18 protein-coding genes are annotated in these 24249 nt (G+C 38.4%); 13 read left to right on the top strand and 5 right to left on the bottom strand.

What is annotated here, in order from left to right; genetic code table 11:
• Nucleotides 1–37: 37 nt before the first annotated feature.
• Together B3H30_RS10675 and B3H30_RS10680 are read right to left on the bottom strand one after the other, a co-directional pair.
• The gene (locus B3H30_RS10675; protein ID WP_083295848.1) at nucleotides 38–691 is read right to left on the bottom strand and encodes an NAD(P)H-binding protein; all 654 of its coding nucleotides are present in this window, start codon (nucleotides 689–691) and stop codon (nucleotides 38–40) included.
• Between the two features lie 83 nt (nucleotides 692–774).
• Nucleotides 775–1017, bottom strand: coding sequence for a hypothetical protein (locus tag B3H30_RS10680; RefSeq protein WP_070563841.1), 243 nt, complete (start codon nucleotides 1015–1017; stop codon nucleotides 775–777).
• Nucleotides 1018–1224: 207 nt separating this feature from the next.
• Between B3H30_RS10680 and B3H30_RS10685 the strand changes: the two genes are divergently transcribed.
• Entirely contained in the window at nucleotides 1225–1410 is a 186-nt protein-coding gene (locus B3H30_RS10685) for a hypothetical protein (protein WP_046673540.1), read from the top strand.
• A 51-nt stretch (nucleotides 1411–1461) separates the two neighbouring features.
• Here the strand turns inward: B3H30_RS10685 and B3H30_RS10690 are convergent, their stop codons facing one another.
• On the bottom strand, nucleotides 1462–1914 hold the full coding sequence (locus B3H30_RS10690; RefSeq protein ID WP_046673539.1) for an Lrp/AsnC family transcriptional regulator: 453 nt from the start codon (nucleotides 1912–1914) through the stop codon (nucleotides 1462–1464).
• A 121-nt stretch (nucleotides 1915–2035) separates the two neighbouring features.
• On the opposite strand from B3H30_RS10690, the gene rocD reads away from it, so the two are divergent.
• The 6 genes from rocD to B3H30_RS10720 all read left to right on the top strand — a co-directional run bounded on the left by rocD (nucleotide 2036) and on the right by B3H30_RS10720 (nucleotide 11577).
• Nucleotides 2036–3295 (top strand): ornithine--oxo-acid transaminase, encoded by a 1260-nt coding sequence (gene rocD, locus B3H30_RS10695; protein WP_070563844.1) that lies wholly within the window; start codon nucleotides 2036–2038, stop codon nucleotides 3293–3295.
• Nucleotides 3296–3298: 3 nt separating this feature from the next.
• Nucleotides 3299–4264 (top strand): arginase, encoded by a 966-nt coding sequence (locus tag B3H30_RS10700; protein WP_070563847.1) that lies wholly within the window; start codon nucleotides 3299–3301, stop codon nucleotides 4262–4264.
• Nucleotides 4265–4519: 255 nt separating this feature from the next.
• Nucleotides 4520–6088 (top strand): tetratricopeptide repeat protein, encoded by a 1569-nt coding sequence (locus B3H30_RS10705; protein WP_070564480.1) that lies wholly within the window; start codon nucleotides 4520–4522, stop codon nucleotides 6086–6088.
• Between the two features lie 206 nt (nucleotides 6089–6294).
• Entirely contained in the window at nucleotides 6295–9081 is a 2787-nt protein-coding gene (locus B3H30_RS10710; RefSeq protein ID WP_070563849.1) for a TonB-dependent receptor, read from the top strand.
• Nucleotides 9082–9230: 149 nt separating this feature from the next.
• Nucleotides 9231–10493, top strand: coding sequence for a right-handed parallel beta-helix repeat-containing protein (locus B3H30_RS10715; protein WP_070564482.1), 1263 nt, complete (start codon nucleotides 9231–9233; stop codon nucleotides 10491–10493).
• A 13-nt stretch (nucleotides 10494–10506) separates the two neighbouring features.
• Nucleotides 10507–11577 (top strand): phytase, encoded by a 1071-nt coding sequence (locus tag B3H30_RS10720; RefSeq protein ID WP_083295850.1) that lies wholly within the window; start codon nucleotides 10507–10509, stop codon nucleotides 11575–11577.
• 119 nt (nucleotides 11578–11696) lie between these two features.
• On the opposite strand, the gene B3H30_RS10725 is transcribed toward B3H30_RS10720, so the two are convergent.
• Nucleotides 11697–13619 (bottom strand): sensor histidine kinase, encoded by a 1923-nt coding sequence (locus B3H30_RS10725; RefSeq protein ID WP_070563852.1) that lies wholly within the window; start codon nucleotides 13617–13619, stop codon nucleotides 11697–11699.
• Between the two features lie 443 nt (nucleotides 13620–14062).
• Between B3H30_RS10725 and B3H30_RS10730 the strand changes: the two genes are divergently transcribed.
• Complete coding sequence (locus B3H30_RS10730; RefSeq protein WP_070563855.1) at nucleotides 14063–14731, top strand: response regulator; 669 nt, start codon at nucleotides 14063–14065, stop codon at nucleotides 14729–14731.
• Nucleotides 14732–14794: 63 nt separating this feature from the next.
• Here B3H30_RS10730 and lgt read toward each other — a convergent pair whose 3' ends face one another.
• Nucleotides 14795–15613, bottom strand: a complete 819-nt coding sequence (gene lgt / locus B3H30_RS10735) for a prolipoprotein diacylglyceryl transferase (protein WP_070563858.1) — start codon at nucleotides 15611–15613, stop codon at nucleotides 14795–14797.
• 504 nt (nucleotides 15614–16117) lie between these two features.
• On the opposite strand from lgt, the gene B3H30_RS10740 reads away from it, so the two are divergent.
• The 5 genes from B3H30_RS10740 to B3H30_RS10760 all read left to right on the top strand — a co-directional run bounded on the left by B3H30_RS10740 (nucleotide 16118) and on the right by B3H30_RS10760 (nucleotide 24249).
• A complete protein-coding gene (locus tag B3H30_RS10740; protein ID WP_070563861.1) occupies nucleotides 16118–17995 on the top strand; it encodes a sensor histidine kinase in 1878 nt (625 codons plus the stop codon).
• 12 nt (nucleotides 17996–18007) lie between these two features.
• Nucleotides 18008–18742 carry a LytR/AlgR family response regulator transcription factor gene (locus B3H30_RS10745; protein WP_046673530.1) on the top strand — a complete coding sequence of 245 codons (735 nt, stop codon included), beginning with the start codon at nucleotides 18008–18010 and terminating at the stop codon, nucleotides 18740–18742.
• Nucleotides 18743–18863: 121 nt separating this feature from the next.
• Nucleotides 18864–19604, top strand: coding sequence for an ImuA family protein (locus B3H30_RS10750; protein WP_070563863.1), 741 nt, complete (start codon nucleotides 18864–18866; stop codon nucleotides 19602–19604).
• A 2-nt stretch (nucleotides 19605–19606) separates the two neighbouring features.
• On the top strand, nucleotides 19607–21106 hold the full coding sequence (locus B3H30_RS10755) for a Y-family DNA polymerase (RefSeq protein ID WP_070563866.1): 1500 nt from the start codon (nucleotides 19607–19609) through the stop codon (nucleotides 21104–21106).
• Nucleotides 21107–21108: 2 nt separating this feature from the next.
• Nucleotides 21109–24249, top strand: coding sequence for an error-prone DNA polymerase (locus B3H30_RS10760; protein WP_070563869.1), 3141 nt, complete (start codon nucleotides 21109–21111; stop codon nucleotides 24247–24249).

Raw genomic sequence — 24249 nt, forward strand, 5'->3', positions numbered from 1 at the left:
TTGTTAATTCAATATTATGAATTACTATTTAGGCGATTCAACTGGTTTCTGTTGCTAATTTTTGGATATCTTTAACGTTTACAGTGTGGATACCTATTGTGTAGTGATTGATCGCCTGTAAAATTGCGGAAGCAACTTGTGCTACAGACAGTGGCTTATAGGATTTGAATAATCCTATCGTATTAAGGATACGAAGGGCAGTAATGGCTGTTTTTTCACCGAAGCGATCTGTGTTTGGTCGAATTAATCCTCCCGGCTGGAAAATGATAAGCCGATTGAAATTAAGTGCTTTAACATCCTGTTCAAGGGTTCCTTTCATGCGGTTATAAAAAATTTTTGATGCAGGATCCGCAAGAACTGCCGATAATAAGAGAAAGGTAGGAAAACCATTTTTTTTGGCCAATGCCGCAAATTGCAAATTAAGATCATGATCTATTTTCCATTGTGCATCTTTACCGCCTGCATCCTTTAATGTGGTGCCAAGGCAGGAAATAGCGATGTCGCCTTGGATCTCGCGCTCAAAATCCGTTAGATTTTCAAAATCTACGATAACCTGTTTCAATTTAATGTGCTCCTCAAACGACACACGTCTTAAAAGAACAACGATTTCCGTAACTTCCTTAGATTTCAACATCAATTGAATGAGCGCCCTTCCTGTAGCACCAGAACCGCCAATTAAAACTACCTTCATTATTTCATTACTTATTTTCTTTACTAATTATCTTGAATGAATTGCTTCACGGAGAGTTATTGCCCAGATGATTGAGTATGCAATTAATCTTTATAATTAGGCTTGCCAGGAGTAAAGCGAACAATAGATTGATCCAATCGGAGGGTGTTTGCTACAGTGATTAGATCTTCTTCGACAATAAAATTTTGATCAATAGCGGTTTTTATTGTTGTAAAGTCCTCTTGATCGGCATCTTGGAAATAGAGTAGGGATTGAATTGTAGATACTGCCACCAGTTCGAGTAATTCGTCTTCACCTTCGTATCCAACGTAGAAAAAATCTGCCATAATATTGATATTTAATGTTATACGAATATACTTTTTTATTTTTAAAATTTGTCAAATAGCGTGAGAACTTCTTGAAGAGTGATAGACACTATGTCAAAAAGTTGTTGAAATTTGACTTTCTTTTATCCAGTTGTGGGCAGCCAGTGTAAAATACATTATATTTGATATAGTCATTTTAAAGATAATTAACAATAAGTTTTAATAACGATGGATAAAGAGCAGATACAAAATTGGTTAGATAATGGGTATGATATACTTCATCATGGAAGACCAGTGAAGGTTGAAGGTGATTTGTGGGATTACATCGATGGATTGGGAAGTTATGAAAATGTGTATGTTTTACGAGAATTAATCTACTGGACGGAAGAAGAGTTAGCAAATATTGGTAAATAGCGTTGAGACCCTGAAAATCCGTGTTCAGGATCCCTTCGGTTGTTTCTTGTGCTAGAATATAATATTACGTTTGAAAGCACAGCCTAATTCGATAAGGGAGTCTGTCTTCGCAATTCCTGGAATGCTATCGATTTTTTCATAAAGTAGTTGTCGCATATGTTCATGATTTTTAGCAATAATTTTCACATATAACGTGTAGTTGCCCGTAATATAGTAGCATTCTGTAACTTCTGGTATTTTTTTGAGCTCTTCAATAATTCTGCTCGAATCATGATCTTTTTCTAAACTTAGCCCGGTAAAAGCACCCCAATCATAGCCTAGCTTCTTTTCATTCAATACGGGCTTTATACCTGTCAGTATCCCTTGTTCCGTCAAACGGTTGATTCGTTGATGGATCATGGTATTGGATACGCCCATGGCTGTTGCTATTGCAGAGTAGGCCATCCGTCCATCTTCGTCTAAATATTTTAAAATCTGTAGATCAAAGTCATCGATATTATTCATTGTAGAAAGTGGTTTAAAAGTTAATTTTAATATTTATATGCTAATTTAGTGTTAAATTTTATTTTTCAGTCAATAAAAAAGTAAATATTGTATATTTGTTCTTATTAGAAAAAACTGAATTATGAGTACAGTAGCTAAACAAGGTAAGGGCGAGATGTTCATTGCCAAAGAAGAAAAATATGGAGCGCACAATTATCATCCTCTTCCGGTCGTCTTGGAACGAGCTGAAGGAGTTATGGTGTGGGATGTTGATGGAAAGTCTTATTTTGATTTCTTATCTGCATATTCAGCTGTCAATCAAGGACACTGCCATCCACGGATTGTACACGCTTTAAAAGAGCAAGCCGAGAAATTAACATTAACATCCAGGGCATTTTATAATAATAAACTGGGTGATTTTGAAGAAATGCTTTGTCATCTTTTTGGATTTGATAAGGCTTTGGTGATGAATTCGGGCGTTGAAGCTGTGGAAACAGCAATGAAGCTTTGTCGTAAATGGGCCTATCAGGTGAAAGGTGTAGCAGCCAATCAAGCGAAAATTGTCTTTGCCAAGGACAATTTCCATGGTAGGACAATCTCTGTGATATCGGCATCCAATGATCCTACTGCAACACATGAATTTGGTCCCTTTTTAGATGGCATAGTACTCGTTCCCTATAATGATGTTGATGCACTAGAACAGTTATTCAAAGCAGATGAAAATATCGCCGGTTTTATCGTTGAGCCAATTCAGGGCGAAGCGGGTATTGTCGTTCCTGATGAGGATTATCTGATACGCGTGAGACAATTATGTACAAAATACAATGTATTGTTTATTGCAGACGAAATCCAAACTGGTATTGCTCGGACGGGAAGCATGTTGGCATCCTATGCTATTGATGATGCGCAGAGTCAAAGCAAACCAGATGTTCTGATTTTAGGGAAAGCTTTATCGGGCGGTGTATTGCCGGTATCGGCAGTGTTGGCAAATGATTCCATTATGTTGTGTATTAAACCGGGCGAACATGGTTCGACTTATGGTGGTAATCCCTTAGCCTGTGCAGTAGCTATGGAAGCGCTAAATGTTGTGCGGGATGAAAATTTGACGCAACGGGCGCTTGAGATGGGGGCCTTGTTTTTGGATGGATTGCGTCAGATTGCTGCTAAGTTTACGTTAATTACAGAAGTGCGAGGAAAGGGGCTCTTGACTGCCATTGTAATTGATGCGGATGAAGAAAGTGATTTGGCCTGGAATATCTGTCTCAAATTTAAAGAAAATGGACTTTTAGCGAAGCCTACACATGGTAACAAAATTCGATTGGCTCCGCCGCTGGTTATTACAAAAGAGCAAGTCGATACTTGCTTAGGGATCATTGAGCGATCGTTGACTAATTTGAAATAGTGTATGGAGAAAATGATTGAATTGATCAAAAACAGATCGGATATAGGAGCAGGGACTAGGGGTTCAGATCTGGGCATCGACGCCATCGAGATAGCTGCAATTAATAAAGGAAGTCAATATTTCATTAACTATCCATTTGTTGATGTGCCGACTCGAAATAGCTCCATTTATCAGAATGATAATCATCCTTTTGCGAAACATATTCAGCAGGTTTATGAACAATGCAAACAAGTAGCTTCCACCGTTGAAGATAGCTTATCTTCCGGCAATTTTCCATTGGTGTTTTCAGGGGATCATTCCTCCGCAATGGGGACGATCAGTGGTTTAAAGTCCGCTTATCCTGATAAACAACTCGGTGTGATCTGGGTAGACGCGCATGCCGATATTCATTCTCCGCACACAACACCTTCTGGTAATATGCATGGAATGCCTTTAGCGGCGATGTTGAGTGAGGATAATATCCCGTGTAAAATCAATAAAATAGACGAATCGACACAAGAATTTTGGAATAAACTAAAACGAATAGCTGGCCCAGTAGGTAAAATACTATCCAATCATTTGATTTATTTTGGTGTAAGGGATACGGAAGAACCGGAAGATCAGGTCATTGAACGACTTGGCATTAAAAACTATCGTGTGGAAGATACGAGACAGCGCGGAATAACCGATTGTGTGGCTGAAGCATTGAAAATCCTAGAAGCATGTGATATGATTTATATCTCTTTTGATGTGGATAGCATGGATAGTGAATTGATCTCGGATGGCACCGGAACACCAGTACCGAAGGGGTTTTTGCCAAGGGAGATTGTGTTGATTTTAGAAGAGATCATCCGATCGGGTAAGGTGATTTGTTTTGAAATTGTTGAAGTTAATCCACTATTGGACAATAAGGGTAACAAAATGGCAGAGGTGGCATTTGATATATTAGAACGGATCACTCCGCTCATTGAATTGAAATCGAGTAATTAACCGGTTTTGGGATTGTCTATTTTCAAGCCCTTTTATTGATGTGTATCGTCAATAAAAGGGCTTTTTTAATAGTATATCGTTGAGCTTGGTGGATAAAAATAAGTCAGCCTTCCTTATGTTAAAACTCGTATTACTCTATGTGATTTAATATTGTGTTAACATGTTTCATGTACATTTGCAATTCGATTATTTACATGAAATATGAGGATTTCTGATAAAATTATTTTGTTTCTACTTTTTTTAATACAGCTTTTTTTGTGGCAGCCAGGTACTGCGCAGGTTAAATCCTTTAAAGATATCAGGGCGTTAAGTCAAAACCATCCGGATTCTGCAATTATGCTCGTAAAAAAACGTTATGCAAAAGCTGTTACGGATAAAGACTTATTATTACAAGCCAATTGTTTACAGGCGATTGGATGGTTATGTGTTAATCAGGGGCATTATGGACAGGCGCAGGACTACTATTTTCAAGCTGATCGAATCTATACGCAATTAAATTCAAAACAGCATCTTGCTTCGAATTGGAGTGATATCGGGGAGCTCAATATTTTCAACAAACAACATGATCTAGCGAAAGTTTATTTTAACAAGGCGCTACATTCTTTCCGAACAGAAGGGGATAAAAATGGAGAGGCAGGTACATTAGGGAATATAGGTCATTTATTTGAAAAGGAAGCGAACTACGACTCCGCCTTTGTCTACCAGAATCTTGCTTTGTCCATTTATAGCAGTATTGGGAATAAAAATGGAGAAGCTAAGATCCATGAAAATTTAGGCAGTATTTATGAAGATCTTGCAAGATATGACAGCGCTTTTTTTCATTTTGAAAAAGCACGTACCCTCTATACGGAAACAAAAGACAATTATGGAAAAATTGTGGTCATAAATAATATGGGCGATATTTTTAGGAAGACCAATAAATATCCAGAAAGTATCAAACTCACGCAATTGGCTTATCAGATGGCGGAAAATTTGGGTGATGTGTATCAAATGGCTGCTACGACAAAAGATTTGAGTAGGACCTACGCCTTGCGCGAGCAGATGGATAGCGCCTATTTTTATGCAGAAAAGAGCCGTAAGTTGGTGCTTGAGCTTTATAGTGTGGATGGTGCTCGCCATACTGCTTTTTTTCAGGCACTCTACGATATGAATCAACAAGCCGAAGAGATCGAGAAATTACAAGTAACCAAAAGAATCAACTTAATCATGCTCTGGGGAACAATCGTGGTTTTAATTTTGTTAATTGTGTTATCCTATGTATTGCATAGTCGCCAGAAAATTAAGATTAAAAACCAGATCTCCGATTCCCGAAAACAGGAGGCCGAACGCGAGTTGACCGAAATTGCACTTAAAAACCAGTTGCTTGAAGATAAGCAGCTCAAACAAGAACTGTCGCTCAAGCAAAAGGAATTGACATCCCATACCTTAAATTTAATCCGTAACAATCAATTTTTGGAAGAACTTCGTGATGAACTGAAAGGTATGGTTAAGGACGAACGCCGGGATCAAAAACGACAGATGCAGAAGTTGGTGTTGCAGATCAATGAAAATATCACACAGGGTATTCATTGGAAAGAGTTTATGGGAACTTTCGAAAAGGTGCATCACAGCTTTTTTGAAAAACTTATTCAACGATTTCCAGATTTGACGGCAGCGGATATGCGGTTAATCGCATTGCTTAAAATAAATTTGAATAATATCAATATTGCCGTCTTATTGGGCATATCACAAGATAGCCTTCGTGTTGCCAGACATCGATTGCGAAAAAAACTAAGACTGGAACAAGGAGAGGACCTCGCGGGCTATCTTGTTGGGATTTCATAATTTTTTAACACAGGAGTAAAAGAATGTTAATGGCGCTTGAATTGCATTTAAACTGCTGTTTATTAGTTGTTTAGTAGTGCTTGTTTCCTCGCTGTATAGCCCACTTTCTACCTTGTTTCCTCATTGTAACGCTCGATATTTTGTGTGATTAAAGTTGGCTGCCATCTTTGCGACAACAATCAAAGATTCATAATAATCTAAGCAAAATGAAAAACTTTTTAACAGTATTACTTGCCTCCAGTATTTCGGTCAGCGCTGCTTATGCGACCAAAATCAAAGGTAAGGTATTGGATGGTCAGACTGGTGAAGCTGTTGCTGGTGCAACAGTTTTCTTGGAACAAAGTGGGCTATCGACCAAAACACAATTGGATGGTTCGTTTGAATTCAAAGGATTATCTGCAGGTGTGGATAAGGTCCATATCAAGCATATGGCTTACGCCGAACTAATTAAAGAAATCGAGATTCAAAAAGAAAATACCCCTCATTTTATTTTTCAGCTGACATCGACCGAACAAACATTAATGGAAGTAACTATAAAAGGACGTCGAAACGGTGGGGATGACGATCCTAGCGCGCGGCGTTTGGAAAAGAATGCGTCACAAATTATGAATGTTGTTTCGGCGCGCGCAATAGAGATTTCTCCCGATATCACCGTCGCAAATGTTATACAGCGTGTTTCGGGTGTATCCATAGAAAGAAATTCGAATGGCGAGGGGCAATACGCAATTCTGAGAGGGATGGATAAACGTTACAACACGACTTTGGTGAATGGCGTAAAAGTTCCGAGTCCAGATAATAAATACCGTTATGTGCCTTTGGATTTATTTCCTTCAGATATGTTGGAACGCTTAGAAGTCTACAAGTCGCTAACACCAAATATGGAAGCCGATGCAGTGGGTGGGGTTGTCAATATGGTTATGAAATCGGCGCCGACAAAGCTATTGCTTCAAGCAAATTTGGCAACGGGTTATAGCCAACGTTATTTTAATCGGGATTTTGGAAGCTTTTCAACAAGCGGAACCTCGGCAAAATCGCCATATGAACAGCATGGGAAGAATTACAATGCAACCGCTGCTGATTTTAATAAAGGTGCATTAGATTATACTTATAAAAAGCCCCTTCCAGACCTTGTCGGCAATTTGACAATAGGCAATCGGTATTTGGATGATAAATTGGGCGTTATTTTGGGTGCGAGTTATCAAAATTTACATCGTGGCAGTCGTTCTATTTTCTACAAATCGGCTGTCGTTGGCGTAAATCCCAATGCGGTAATTACTGAGCAGAGTGATCGTCAATATGATGAACAGCAACAACGCTTAGGTTTGCATAACAAGATCGACTATCGATTTAATCTGAATCATCGGATTAGCTTCTATCAAATGTATGTGAATTTAAATAACATGCAATTGCGTGATGCTGTGAATACGATATATAATGGCCAGTATGATCCCAGTATTGGTAAAGCCGAACTGACCTATGTGACAAGAAGTCGAAAAACACAGCAACAGATCTACAATGGTACCCTACAGGGGGATCATCATTTTTTAGATAATCGGCTGAATGTCCGTTGGTCAGGTGTGCTTTCTTCAGCGCGCAATCAATTGCCACAAAATACGATGATCAGTTTGGATGGCGTAGAAGAAAATTTTGAACGTAAAAGAACTTCTCTCGTCAATAAATCTCCTGTAACCTATCGTTTGGAGCGTAATACGGATAATGATCATGCAGGTTATTGGGATGTAGCTTATAAAGTTCCAATGGAAAACAGTAAGCTGGAGCTATCGACCGGAGGTCTGTATCGTGATAAACAGCGTAGTAGTTTTTACAATAACTACAACTTATCACCAGCTTCTGCAGAAGAGGCAAAGTATAAATACGGTATGGATTTTCAGCGCTATACCGATCTCAATCTGACTGTCACCAATCCTACTGGAGCTGTCGCAAATCCACTAACTTACGACGCTGGTGAGAAGACCACAGCATTGTACGGCATGTTCAATTATGAGAATGACAAATGGCAGATGATCGGTGGAATCCGGATGGAACACAGCAATCAGAATTATAAATTATTGTTTCCTGCAGGAGAAAAAAGACCGGAGGGATCACAGATTTATACAGAATGGCTGCCAAGTTTGACCATGAAATATCATTTGGACGAAAAACAACAGCTTCATGCGGCTTATTATCGCGCGTTAAACCGACCTGGATTTTATGAAATTGTACCCTCAAGTGTGGTTAATGAAGAGTTTTTAGAAAAAGGAAATCCAGATTTAAAACATGCCTTAGCAGATAATTTCGATTTAAGGTATGAATTATTCCCTGAAGCTTCTTCCCAATTTCTTGTCGGTATGTTTTATAAGAAAATCAAAAACCCAATTGAATATACCTTTCAACCGGATGAGGTTCGTAAGCAAGATGTATACTACACTCCAGGTAATTTTGGTAATGCCAACAACTTTGGTGTCGAGGTTGATTACATCAAGTATATCCAGAAATTTGGTGTTAAGGCCAATTATACCTATACACATTCACGTATAACGACCGCTAAGATGTCGCGTCGAATCAATGAAACCACACAGGACCCAGAAGCGATAATCGTGGATCAAACTAGACCATTATATGGGCAAGCTGCACATGTGGCCAATCTATCATTGCTTTACAAAGATGCTAATAATGGCTGGGAAGGACAGTTGGCTGGATCTTATACCGGCTCACGGATCAATACAGTATCGCAATTTTTGAACGATGATTTATGGCAAAAGGGATTTGTTCAGTTAGATGCTTCTATTGAGAAAAAATTTAAAGCAGGTTGGGCCGTTTTTGCCAAAGCCAACAACATCTTGAATACACCCATGGAATTGTATGTGAAAGGAACAAATCCCGAAAATGAGAAGATCGCTGAAAAGCTTATTGAAGACGGAAATACATTGATTAGAAAGGATTTGTATGGACAGAATTATATCCTTGGTTTACGTTATTCGTTTAGTAAATAATAGACCCGCGTAAAACACAACATGTTTTAATCTGAACATGTACGGTGTGAAATAACAACAGTTTGTTTCGGTGAAGCTTTCCCTTTTTTGGAACGATCAAGTTTTGAACAAGTATGATTCGCTTCATCATTAAAATTAAATATATACAGATGAAAAATAAATGTATTTTATCGTTTCTAGCATTTTTTATCGTGGTGTTAAGCGCCTGTGAAAAAGCAAATATTGATGTTGATACTTCTGATGCCGATGGAAGTGCTATCGGCGAGGTCTCCGGTGTGTGGAGTAAGGGGAGTGTGCAGCATATTAAGGGGGATATTATTATTCCCGAAGGTAAGACACTAACGATTGAGGAAGGCGTAACTGTATTGATGGATTCTGTCAATAAGCCTGAAATTGTTGTTTTGGGTAATTTATATGCGTTAGGTACAGCTGAAAATCCTGTCAAGTTTACGGTTGAAGATGGGTATAAGACGAAGACGAATGAATTTGGCAAATTATGGGGAGGAATTTTAGCCGCTCCAAGCTGTCAGGAACTTGTTTTGGACAATACCATCATAGAGTATGGGGGTGCAATTACATCAGACGCGTCGACTTCTGTAAAGATGGGCTTGTATAAAAAAGTGTCTGGTGAAGCTTTACCAGCGCTATGGTTTTCTAATCCAAATGGAAAACTAGTGGTTCAAAATAGTACGGTAAGTCATTTTCACGAAGACTGCACGTATATTGAAGGAGGAAAAATCATTTTTGCTAACAACCGTTTCTTTTCCAATGGGGTGACAGGTGGCGAAGCGATGAATTTCAAATCCGGATGTCTTGCAGATGTTGCTTATAACCTAGTGTATAGTGTAAATACCAATGCATTAAAACTGTCAAATTCAGGAGACCGTACACCCCAGGCTTATATTATTGTTTACAATAATACCATGCTCAACACGGGATGGCGCAGACCGACAGCCAAAGGAGGTTCGATTTGGTTAGAAGCATCTGTCAGAGCCGAGATTTACAATAATCTTTTTGCTAATACGCGGTTTGGAGTCAAGCGCGATCCGAAAAAGCCAGAAGATAACCGTTCTGTGTCAAGTAATAACTGGTACTATGGTTACAGCCAATTGAATGTAGATCAGTTTCAGGTGGGCAAAAATGATATTGTAGGCGGTAGTAATGATATAAGAGGTAAAGTGGCAGGAGATAATAATCCTAAATTTATAGCCTATCCTTTGGAAACCTCAGTCGACAACTATCTGTTTGACTCCACCTGGGATTTTCATCTCCAAGGGAATTCACCTGCATTAAAGGCTGGTACCCTTGCTTTTAAACCTCATTTTACGAGTGGCCTGGTGATGTCAAACGGTCTAATCTATAGTTCTCCCCAGCCAGCAGCATATGTTGGGGCATTCGGTTCCAAATTCTAATTTACTTCATATAATGACAAATTTAAAAACAATACTAACACTAACTTTGGGAGCATCAACCCTGCTTCAAATGGCATGCGAAAATGCGCAAACAAATAATATAGAATCAGTTAAGCCCGTTATTGTGACTGATGCTGTACGTTATGATTCGGATGATCCCGCAATTTGGATCAATAAGAGCGATCCGAGCAAGAGTTTGATTATAGCAACGGATAAAGATGCCGATGGAGCTTTATTCGTGTACGATTTACAGGGTAAAACGGTCAAAGAAAAAGTGGTTTCCAATTTAAAACGACCAAACAATGTTGATGTAGCCTACGGTTTGGTATTGGGAGGGAAACCTGTCGATATCGCCGTCACAACAGAGCGTATGACCCATAAATTGCGTGTCTTTTCATTACCCGATATGAAACCGATCGATCAAGGGGGACTGGATATGTTTGTTAGCGAAACTGAACCGGAATTTAGGGATCTGATGGGGATTGCCCTATATACTTCCCCAAAAGGAGAGATCTATGCTATTGTTGGACGGAAAAATGGACCAAAAGAAGGCTATTTGGGTCAATATTTATTGGAGGATAATGGTTCTGGTACGGTAAAAGCTACATTAGTTCGCAAATTTGGTTCATTTAGTGGAAAGAAAGAGATCGAGGCGATAGCGGTGGACAATGAGCTTGGATATATTTACTATTCGGACGAACAAGTTGGCGTAAAACAATACTATGCCGATCCAGCAAAGGGAAACCAACAGTTGGCATTATTTGCTACAACAGGTTTTAAAGAAGATCATGAAGGTATTTCGATTTATAAATTGACCGATAGTACCGGATATATCTTGGTGTCGGACCAGGGTGCAAATCGTTTTCAGGTCTTTAGTCGCGAAGGAACCCAAAGCAATCCTTTCGAACACAAATATCTGAAGACTGTACCGGTTATGGCAACACAAAGTGATGGTTCAGAAACGACCTCCTTTAATTTAAATGAAACCTTTAAACATGGCTTGTTTGTTACTATGAGCGACGATAAAACATTCCATTACTATCGATGGGAAGATATTGCCGAAGCGGATTTGAAAAAGAAATAGGTTATAGAATAAGTGCTAGAGCAACAGTTGTTATTTGATTTCAGCTGTTGCTTTTTTTTGCTATTGGTAATATTTGTTTGCTATTGGTAATATTTGTTTAAAATACCTCGCGTTATGCTTTATGCACTGAGCGGAATTTTAAACCAAAAGGTTGATCCTTGACCAATCTGGCTGTTGACACCAATTTCTCCTTGATGTTTTTGAATAATTTCTTTGCAAATAAACAGCCCAATGCCAAATCCCGACGCGTAACAATCTGCATCGTCATTTACACGATAGAATTTGTTGAATATTTGTTTCTGATCCTTGTGATTGATGCCTTTTCCTTGGTCTTTGATATCGACTTCAAAATAACCTGATTGTATTGCCACATGCAGGGTAATTGTTGAATTACTGGGTGAATATTTAATGGCATTGTCCATGAAGTTGATTAGCACTTGTTCGATTTTATCACGATCGGCAATAATCTCCAAATTCGAATCTATTGCTCCAGTATAATGGATGAAGTGCTTTACCGATTTTAAAGAATAGATATTTTGAATATAATCGATTAAAGAGCAAATGTTAAATGTCTTTTTGCGAAGCACTAGCTTACCCTCATTTAATTGAGTAACATTTAAAAAGCCGTCAATTAAACCGCGCATACGCGTTGCTTGCTCATTCGATTGGTGGAGATATTGCATGCGCTTTTCGGTGCTCAGTGTACCTTCTTTGGCCTGAAGTAATTGGATATAGGCAATTAGTGAGGTCAACGGTGTTTTAAGTTCGTGACTTGCGATACTAATAAAGTCTAGTTTTTTCCTTTCTTCTTCCTTGTCATTGGTGCTGTCTATTATAGCGCCGTAGATCATATGTCTTGTTGTATCCGATTCCAATTGACTTCCACCTATTGACCTTAACCATTTTATCTTACCTGTTTTTTTATCTTTTATTTCACATTGACAATCGAAAGGAGATTGTTTATGTGTTACTTCCAGAAAAACATCATGGATGATAGTTCTGTACTGAGGCAGTATTTGGTCGAAAAAGTCAGCTTCTTTGATGTTGTCTTGCTGATCGAAGCCAAATAATTCACGGCAGCGATCATTGAGTTCCATTGTTTTGGTTTCCATGTCAATAGAAAATATACCGATACCGGCGGCTTCTACGATCATTCTAAACTGTTGATCTCTTTTGGCGATAAGTTGATGAATTGTTTCAAGCTTTTCGTGTTCTTGATGCTGGGTGGTAATATCTATAGCGGTACCTGCAAACCATTCGGGTTGTTGGTCTTGGTCAAAGTATACTCTTCCTTTACAGTGCAACCACCGTAACTGAAGATCTTGTGCTCCAATGGTTCTAAACTGTACGTCATAAACACCTTTGTTTTGATAAGTCAGTGATTTTTTTACTTCCTGATCGATTCTATTCCTATCTTCTGGATGAATATATTTAAGGACTTCATTGTATGGAACATACTCACCTTTCGCAAACCCAAAGAGTTCCCGAGTCCGTTCATCCCAATTTACTAAGTAATTTTTACAATTTAAGGTCCATGTTCCCATCTCGGCCGACTGTAAAGCAAAATGATAATGTTCTTCACTCTCAATGATTTTCTTGAGTGCCCCCTTAAGTTTTTCATTGAGATCTTCAGTATGTTTAGATGACAAGGTGTAATTATTCGTTGGGCTCTTATAGTGTTTTCCTGCTATAAGATATTTTTGAGTTAATAAATCTTGTAGCAATTTTCGTTCAATGGTATTTTTTTCCTGCGTTTGTGGGTACTTGTCTTCATTTTCAGGTATCAGTCTAATTTGATTAAATATGCCATAAATTTCACCTTTTTCATCGATGAGCGGATGATATTCAAAAGTGTGCGTATAACCTAGTGAAGCCTGATTTTCCGTTTTGAGTTTAATCCTTATCTTTTCAATGACCGCAGTTTTTCCGTTTATCCAGACATTTTTCAGGAGGGGGATATAGGGTGTTAAATCTTCTCGTTGAAGACAATTTTCAAGACACTGCCCAATAATACGCTGATCACAACCCCAAAGTTTTAACATGTTAGTGCTTGCATAAGAAATATGGAGTTCTGCACTATCCTAAATTGAGCAGGCATCCAATGAAGAGGTGAGAACGGCTAAAATATCTTTATCTGAACATATCATAACATAGCAAAAATTAAGTATTGATTAAAGCGATATCGCTATAGCTTGATTTAATAGCATACAAATATTGTTCCTTTCTCATGAGTTTTCGCTCTATCCATAAATGACCGGAGTTGTCGTAAGGGATGAAATCCACTATTTTATTTGCCAGTTGATCCTGTGGGCTGTTTAATGTGAACTCATCATGTCGACAGTAGACTGGATAGAAAGTTGTATCTTTATTTTGTTTATGCAGTCTGTTTCTTTTTTATTTCAAATAGCGAATATGATAAATTATCGTTGCAGTATAAGTTTGGAAGAAAATAGAATTGAAAGTTTTTATTTAAATGCCATAGAAGATGAATACGGTTAAGATACTATTGGTTGAAGATCACATGGTCGTACGGAATGGTATTAAACTACTTTTAGAATCCCAGGGTGAATTTACGGTGATAGGCGAGGCATCTGATGGTGCAGAAGCGCTGTCTATATTGGCGAATGGTTTAGCTCCTGATATTGTTTTAACTGATATAAACATGGAGCATATGGACGGGATGGAGCTTTTAAAAATCATCAGTCAAAAATATCCATTGGTCAAAGTTGTGATATTGTCTATGCTAAATCAAATTCATTATGTTGTTGAAGGTTTTGAACATGGTCTTTCAGGCTACCTGTTGAAAAATATAGGTTACAATGAATTACTTTTTGGATTAAAGCATGTCGCTGAAGGCGGACGCTATATGAGCGAAGAAATTAGTATAGCCCTGCTTGAACAAGTTTCTTCCGGTCAAGTTTATAGGGATGCGGGCTCGAATATCATCCTCGATCTGGAAATAAACGATCGCGAGCTAGAAGTATTAGAGTTAATCGCTGACGGTTTTACAAATTTAGAAATTGCAGATAAAATCTTTTTGAGTAAGCGTACTGTTGAAGGATATCGGCAGAGCTTGATAGATAAAACAAGGGTAAAAAATACCGCGGAATTAGTAAAATATGCTTTTCAACATGGCTTATTAAAAAAGTCATGATAACCATTTCTGTATTTGGTGAGCATGACGTAGCGGGCTATTATTGGAAGTCCGCGCATGCTATTACGTTATATTCGGTATTCTTTCTCGACAACGATTGAAAATAAATAGACCAGCTCCAATAAGAATGAAGGGTATACTAAGCAGCTGTCCCATATTGATCAATAAGGAGTCTTCAAAATGCTCTTGATTGATTTTCAAAAACTCATCTAAAAACCTGAACGAAAACAGCAAAACCAACAGCAAGGCGAAATAGTTTCCATTGTTACGTCGAAGCTTGTTTTCTTTCCATAAACGATATAACAATACGAATAATAAGAGACAAAATAAGGCTTCATAAAGCTGTGCTGGATGCCGGGGGATAGTATCGATATGGGTAAACACAAAGGCCCAAGGTAAGCTACTTGCTGTGCCAATCATTTCAGAGTTCATTAAGTTGCCCAATCGAATGCAAACACCAGCTAAAGGGACGACCAAAGCAATCCGATCTGCAAGCCAGAGAAAAGGAAGTTGCTGTTTTTTTGCAAATAAATAGATTGCGATTAGTATGCCTATACCACCACCGTGGCTTGCCAGCCCACCTTCCCATATGGCTAATATTTTTAAGGGATTATTGAGGTAATAACCGGGATCGTAAAATAATACATGCCCTAGTCTAGCGCCAATGACAGTACCAAAAACAATATAAATGGTTAGTTGATCTAAAAACTCGGGTGGCCGACCTTCTTTCTTAAATAATGATCCTAATATCTTATAACATAATACAATACCCAATAACCAAAATAGTCCGTACCAGCGAATAGGGTGTTCAATAAGTGGAATAACAAAGATATCACTATCTATAGTCCAGTTTATGTAAGTAAAGATTAGGTTATTTACCATATTACGTTTTAGCGTGATGCTTTATGATATAAGTATGTGGTATGGCTATTTCGTTACACGTTTTGATAAAAAAACGAAATTCTCTTTATCGATGCAAATATTGAGTCATATATTGCGATTATTAAATAGTAAGTTTTCATTGTTGACCAATTTGTATGTTTGTAGGAAGTAAAAGAAAATTAACTCTATCTGCGATCAATAATTGCACTCGGTGTTTTTACTGAGGAAGAATATTAACATAAGTATCAGTGGGGTTAAATACTTTTGAAAGTATATATTGGTTTTTTTGATAATATTCCGATATTCGACAATAGATAACATGATATGGATAGTAGTGCCTTGCCTATTTTTTTATAGCTGTTGATATCTTGTGAAAGCTTATTATAGTTAATGAAGGAGGTAATGGAAAAATATAAGACCTTCATGTAAATTTAAACAGATAGTTATATTCTGATGATACGAAATTTGACAAGATTTACTTTTTGTTTTTTATCTCTCGTGCTAATGGCACAGTTACTTTCTTGTTATCAAAGTGACCGTCAGACGTCTAGAAATAATGCGCATACTGAAGATAAGGCACTTGATTTAACCTATCAGGACACATTATTAAAATTTCTCGCTCTACAGGATTTTAGGGATCAATCTATTATAGCAAAGAAGACAACGGAGTTTGCTAAGGATAGATATTTTAATATTTCTGGCTATAATTGGATTTTTTTGGCGTATAACTACTTGTTGGATGATAAAATTGATTCAATAGAAATTGCGCTGAAAAACCTTGATGGGAGAACAATGTCTCCCGATTTGCATGTTCTGAAGGATTACTTTAAAATAAGAGCTAATTTTAGTTTTAATGATGTGACTACTATTGGCATCATGGAACAAATTATCGATGCGAAAGAATATGCATTAGCAAATAAAAGTAGGTTTAGTTTTCTTTTTTTTAATCTATTGGCCAATGCAAATTATCGCCGCGCTGATTATAACCAGGCACTCAAAGATAACGAGTCGTGGTATTATTATCATCCCAACAGATCCGACCCACATGTTGCACAGGCCTATCAGGAGATTAAATTTATACAGTATATTGAATTGCATGATTTTGAGAAATTAAAATTAACACTGGATAGCTGCAGATATTATGCAAATAAAACGGCTGATTCTGCTATTATTATGCGCATGTATAATTTACAGGCGCAGTATTTTTTTAGCATAGGTAATAGTCGAAAAGCAGTAGAGGCATCCCAAAAGTATTTTAATTATTTATCTTCAAGCAAGGCGCTCAATGCCTATGCGTATGCGAATTTGGCAAAAAATTTTTTGAATAATCATCAAGTGGACTCGGCGATCTATTATTTCAATGCTGGATTGCAGTTTATCAAAACACATAAAGGCAAGCAAAATAAATTATTCTATTACCAGAATCTACAAGTAGCACACGCATTAAAAGGAGATTATGAACGGGCTTATTTTACCTTAGATTCAGCCTATCAGGATTATAAAAATAGCACAAAAAGTATTGAAAATGATCGTATCAATGAGATCAATACACGATATGAAACTGAAAAAAAGGACCAGGCTATTCAGCTTTTAAAAACAACAAATGCCTTCAACCATCAGATTATGGTCCAACAGCGTTGGATTTTTGTTATTTTATTTGCGCTGATCTTTAGTATTGCATTCTTCATTTATTATCGGAATAAACAAAAGTTGTTGAAAAATATTAATCAGCGTATAGTTGCCGAAAACAGACAATTAATTTTAGAGCAAAAGACACGACAAAACCAGCTTAATCCGCATTTTATTTATAATGCTATAGCTAATTTGCAAGGTTTGATCAGTAGTGAACAAAAAGCAAAAGCAAATCAATACCTCATCCTGTTGTCCCGTCAAATTCGTGATATACTCGAATTAAATAGGGAGGAGTATATTTCTTTGGATCAAGAAATTAAATCATTAAAGAATTATATACTTTTACAGCAGATGCGCTATCAAGATGTATTTGATTTTGAAATTGAGAGCGGTAATTTGGATGTGGACGATGTCATGATTCCCCCCATGTTGATTCAGCCGTTTGTTGAAAACGCTATTGAACATGCTTTCAAAAATTTAAATTATCGCGGACAGTTACAAATTCTTTTTAATCAGCAAGCAGATCAATTGCATATTGTTATCAGTGATAATGGTTGGGGAATGCGCACAGATAAAAAAGAGAATGCGCACAAGACATCTCTTTCTCAGGTGATTACCAAAGAGCGTCTTGAACTTTTATTTACTGATCCAAAGCAAAAAGCAAGGATTGAAATAAAACCCAATTATAAAGAGGATAAAAGTGGATATCGTGTAGAAATTTATATCCCACTTGTTTTATATTTTAATTAAATACGTGAAATTATGAAAGTTTATATTCTTGAAGACGAGCATAACATCTATCTGTATATTAAGTCTCTGTTAGATGCGATACCCTATGTTCAGATAGTAGGTTATAGTCCCTCTATTGCCCAGGCAGAACGTGAATTGCTTGAATCTAATCCAGATCTTATTTTAGCCGATATTCAATTGAAAGACGGATCCAGTTTATCCTTCCTTTCAGAACTGAAATTGGATATTAATACCATCTTTATAACAGCATTTAACCAGTATGCCATAGAAGCCCTAAATATAGGTGCCATTGCGTATTTATTAAAGCCATTAGTCCCAGAACAATTTATGGAAGCTATTGAAAAATGTTATAAAAAAAATACGGAATTTAAGTTCAATAGCATGCAATTAAGCATGGCCGAAAGCTATCTGAAATCTCCAAGTAGACCTCGTAAGATAGCGCTTCGTACATTTGAATATACCCAGATCGTGAATATTGATGATATTCTTTATTGTCATGGAGATAAAGGGTATACTACATTTTATATCAAAGACAATAAACCGATGATGGTTTCAAAAGTCCTTAAACATTTTGAAACGATGCTTCCTGAATCTGAATTTATTCGTTGTCATCAATCTTATTTAATCAATGCCAATTATATTAAAAAATATTTCAAGGATGGCCAAATAGAAATGTCTGATGGTAAAATGATTCCTGTTGCGACCAGAAAAAAAGATGTCATCCAACAATTCTTGAATGATATATAAGAATTGAAATAGTAAAGATTCCGTTTTAGCACTGTGTTTATTTGCTAAAAAATATAGCTTTCGTCTTTAATACTAAAATATTTAGTATTACATTTGTATGTACTATTAAATAGGAGGGGCTATGATGTTAGATGATAAACAAGCTTTGATTAGCAAACTTAAAAAAGACTTACTGTCGTGGCAGGGAGTAGCTCAAAGTTTGAATGATGAATGCGCTATAGATTTGGGGCCTTTGGAAAAAGCTTTTCCAAATGGAATCTTTCCCAAAGGTGTTATACATGAATTTGTTAGCTTTAACCGCATGGATAGTGCTGCTTCCTGTGGATTTATTGGTGCTTTGCTTGGAAAACTGATGCAAAATGATGGGATTTGTATTTGGATAGGCTCTATTCAAACGGTATTTCCTGCTGCTATCAAATCATTTGGAGTTGATCCGGCCTCGATTGTTTTTGTCTCCATGAAACGGGAAAGAGATGTTTTATGGGCAATGGAAGAAGCGTTGAAATGCCATGGCATAACAGCCGTATTGGCTGAAATACATCAGCTGGATTTTATTCAGTCAAGGCGCCTTCAACTTGCCGTAGAAAAAAGCCGGGTGACAGGATTTATACTTCAACATAACCCCAAGATCTTGTTGGCGACGAGTTGTGCTGCACGTTGGAAGGTTACTTCTTTACCTAGTCAATCGGATGATGGATTACCTGGTATTGGTTACCCCTGTTGGGAAGTAGAGCTGCTTAAGGTAAGAAATGGTAATCCAGCCAAAGGACAAATTATCTGGTCTCCACAAGGATTTAGAACATTCCTCAAAAAAGATGTGCAGATCACAGATTGGACCTATAATTATCAAAATTTAGGCTAGCCATGAAAAAAAGATTTGCGTCCCTTTGGTTTCGTTACTTAAAAACAGATTGGCTTACCGTCTGTAAGCCACATTTGCAGGATGTTCCTGTTGTTTTGTCTGTCGCTGTGCAAGGAAAATTAATCGTTAGTGCGTGTAACGCATTTGCAGAGCAAGCGGGGATACACGCAGGTATGGCTATAGCAGATGCACGGGCATTTATTCCATCACTTAAAATCATCAAAGAGCAAGCTGGATTGGCTGAAAAATTACTCCATTCCATAGCAGATTGGTGCATAAGGTATACACCATGGGTTTCATTGGATGAGCCCGATGGAATTATGCTCGATATAAGTGGTTGTGCACATCTTTGGGGTGGAGAGGCAACTTACTTAACAAGTATTGTTTCTCAATTTAAACAACATGGTTATACTGTGCGCATGGGCATTGCTGATACCATTGGGGCCGCATGGGCTATCACACATTTTGGTTCTGAAAATACGATTATAAATGAACAGGCGCAGTCAGAGGCACTTTTTCCCTTGCACCCTGCAGCACTACGATTGGAAGAGGTTCAATTGAAAAGGTTGCAATCGCTTGGACTACAGTCAATAGGAAGTTTTGCAAAAATGCCGCGTTCAGTCTTGCGTAGAAGATTTGGTGACAGCCTATTGCTTCGACTGGATCAGGCCATGGGGCTGGAAGATGAATTTGTTCTTCCTATAAAAGCTAATTTACCGTATGAAGAGCGATTACCTTGTCTCGAACCCATCTGTACAGCACATGGTATTGAACTGGCGCTGGAAGAGTTATTAAACAAGTTGTGTAAACGTTTGTCGGGAGAGGGGAAAGGATTACGTGCAGCTGAATTGAATTGCCACCGCGTGGATGGGAAATTAGAGACAATCAGCATTGAGACTAATCGTGCTACTGCCCAGGTCAAACATATCCTTCAATTATTTGCCATAAAGATTCCACAGATTGAACCGGCATTGGGGATTGAATTATTTACTTTGGAGGTTTCTAAAGTTGAAATTGCAGATCCTATTCAGGAAAATCTTTGGAACCATAGAATTGGCCTCAAAAACCCGGCAGTTACCGAACTGTTAGATCGCTTGAAAAGTAGGGACGCCAATTGTGAGATTTCACGCTATGTTCCGTCTGCACATTACTGGCCCGAGCGATCCATGAAAATAGCGACTACACTAGATGAGGTTGCAACTGTTGACTGGCAAATGGCAAGACCACGTCCGACGCGATTATTGAAGGTTCCGGAACGTATTATTGTTACAGCTCCCATACCCGATTATCCCCCCATCTTGTTCCGTTATAAGGGAGACACCTATACGATCAGAAAAGCAGATGGCCCCGAACGTATTGAGCGTGAATGGTGGATTGATCCAGGCGAACATCGGGATTACTATGCGGTAGAAGATCTGCAAGGCCGGCGTTTTTGGCTGTATCGTTCGGGGCATTATGACGGGCATACGGATCAATGGTTTATACACGGTTTTTTTGCTTAAGCATGGGCTATTGTGAATTACAGATAACAAGTAATTTTAGTTTTCTCGAAGGTGCTTCACACCCTGAGGAACTGATCGAAAGGGCTGCTCAATTGGGGTATCATGCTGTTGCCGTAACCGACCGTAATAGCCTTGCTGGGATCGTTCGTGCGCATATCGAGGCTAAAAAAGTAGGTATACGACTTATTCCTGCCTGTCGTTTAGATTTACAGGATGGCCCAAGTTTATTGGCCTACCCAACAGATAAAGAGGCTTATGGCCGACTCTCAACATTGTTAACTCTTGGAAATTTAAGGACCGAAAAAGGAAAATGCGAGTTATATAAAAACGATGTATTTCAATACGCTGAAGGGATTATATTCATTATTTGTCCACCTGAAAAATTGGTCGTGGGGTTTGAGCTTGAACATTCATTTATTGAGTTTGTTCAGGAATGTCAACAGCATCTCCAGGGCTATCTTAATCTAGGAATAAAAAAACTCTATCGTGGGGATGATGCTAAATTATTGTTTCGGATAAATCAGCTTGGCGAACAATTGGATATCCCGAGGGTGGTACTTGGTGATGTATATTATCATGTCCCTGAAAGGCGTGAATTGCAGGATATTTTAACCTGCATTCGTGAAAAATGTACGATACATACGGCTGGATTTCATTTACATCCTAATGCGGAGCGTTATCTCAAATCAATACCTGAAGTTGAACGTTTGTTTAGGCTGTATCCTGAGGCCGTAGCACAGAGTGTAAAAATAGCCAATGCTTGTCGTTTTGCCCTAGATGATTTGAAGTACATCTATCCAGATGAATTATCATCCCATGGTCGAACGACGCAGGAGGAATTAACTTATTTAACCTGGGAAGGGGCAAAAAAACGATTTGATGGTGATATTCCAGCAACAGTTCGTGAAACGATTCTAATGGAACTTGATTTTATCGAACGCAAAAATTATGCTTCTTATTTTTTAACTGTATACGATTATGTCCGGTTTGCAAAGGAAAAAGGAATTTTATGCCAGGGACGTGGATCGGCAGCAAATTCTACGGTCTGTTACTGTTTGGGCATTACTTCTGTTGACCCATCAAAATACAGGCTTTTATTTGCACGATTTATGTCCGATGCACGCGATGAACCGCCGGATATAGACGTCGACTTTGAACATGAGCGTCGAGAAGAAGTGATCCAGTATATTTATGAGAAATATGGTCGAAATCGTGCTGCTATCGTAGCAACTGTCACACAGGTACGCTCCAAAGGCGCAATACGTGATGTTGGCAAGGCGATGGGGCTTTCCATGGATGCGGTAGGGCGTTTAGCAGGGGTAGTGAGTAGCCATTGGGACGATGATATCAATTTGGAACGTTTGGTTGAACAGGGCTTTAATCCCGAAGATCAACATTTGCGAAAAATTCTCGAATTGACGCACCAATATATTGGCTTTCCACGTCAATTGGGGCAGCATACGGGCGGCTTTGTTATTACGCAAGGTAATTTGCATGAGCTTTGTCCCTTAATAAATGCCCGTATGGATAATCGGACAAATCTCGAATGGAATAAAGATGATCTTGAGGCACTGGGTTTTCTAAAGGTTGATGTACTTGCTTTGGGGATGTTGACCTGTATACGCAAAGCTTTTGACCTCGCTAAAAAGCATTATGGAAAAGAGCTTACCCTGGCTGATATTGGGGCAAAAGACGATCCAAAGGTTTACGATATGATCTGTCATGCGGATACCTTAGGTGTATTCCAGATCGAAAGCCGGGCCCAGATGTCGATGTTGCCGCGATTAAAACCGCGCGAATTTTATGATCTGGTTATTGAGGTGGCTATCGTACGGCCTGGACCAATACAAGGCGATATGGTGCATCCTTATTTGCGTCGGCGAAATAAAGAGGAAGATGTCGATTATCCAAGCACAGAGATCCAAACCATTCTTGAAAAAACCTTGGGCGTCCCCCTTTTTCAGGAGCAGGCCATGGAAATTGCCATTGTTGCTGCGGGATTTACACCTGCAGAGGCCGACGAATTGCGCCGAAGCATGGCTACATTCAAAGCCAAAGGGCAGGTGTCGACTTTTCACAAAAAGATGGTCGATGGTATGGTAAAGAAAAACTATACGGAAGAGTTTGCAAATCGAGTTTTTAAGCAATTGGAAGGTTTTGGCAGTTACGGTTTTCCAGAGAGTCACGCAGCGTCTTTTGCATTACTGGTGTATGTGTCCTCATGGCTTAAGTATTACTATCCGGATATTTTTGCAGCATCCTTACTCAATAGTCAGCCCATGGGGTTCTATCAGCCAGCACAAATTGTTATTGATGCACAGAAACACGGGGTAAAAGTACGCCCTATTGATATCAATCATTCTTTGTGGGACAATACCTTAGAAGGAGAAATTGGAAAACCACATGACCTTCGATTAGGCTTACGTCAGATCAAAGGATTTTCAATGGAAGAGGCTGCTGTGCTGACACAAGGTCGGCAGTCTGCTTATGCATCCATTACTGGTATGATGGATGTTGGACTATCTCTTACTGCGTTGGAGAAGTTAGCTGATGCAGATGCCTTTACATCATTAGGTATTGATCGTCGGCAAGCACTTTGGGAAATTACAGCATTGGCGGATCGTCCGATTGCATTATTTGAAGGTCAACCCTCTGAAAGTATAGTAGAAGGACAGATCGAACTGCCATTGCTCACGAAAAGCCAACATGTAGTGGCCGACTATGCAAGAACCTCACTATCCATTAAAGCACATCCCGTGAGTTTCTTGCGCGGTAAGCTTGATCTACTCCATGTCGTGCCTACAGCAAAATTAGGTCTGATCAAAAATAATATACTCGTGAAAATATGCGGATTGATTACGGTTAGACAACGACCAGGAACCTCTAAAGGTGTTTTATTTATCACCATTGAAGATGATACCGGTTTTGCAAATATTGTCGTTTGGAGTACTGTATTTGAAAAATATCGAAAAGAAATTCTTCGCGCAAAACTCCTGATGGTCGCGGGTAAAATTCAAGTTGAAGGAGAGGTTATTCATGTAATAGCAGAACGATGCTTTGATATGTCAGGTTTGTTAAAAGATCTGACAACAGTTGGCGACAATGCTGCAGGTATTTTTCATAAGGGAAGAAATTTTCATTGA

Source organism: Sphingobacterium sp. UBA7038, from assembly GCF_002494055.1.
Lineage (GTDB): Bacteria > Bacteroidota > Bacteroidia > Sphingobacteriales > Sphingobacteriaceae > Sphingobacterium > Sphingobacterium multivorum.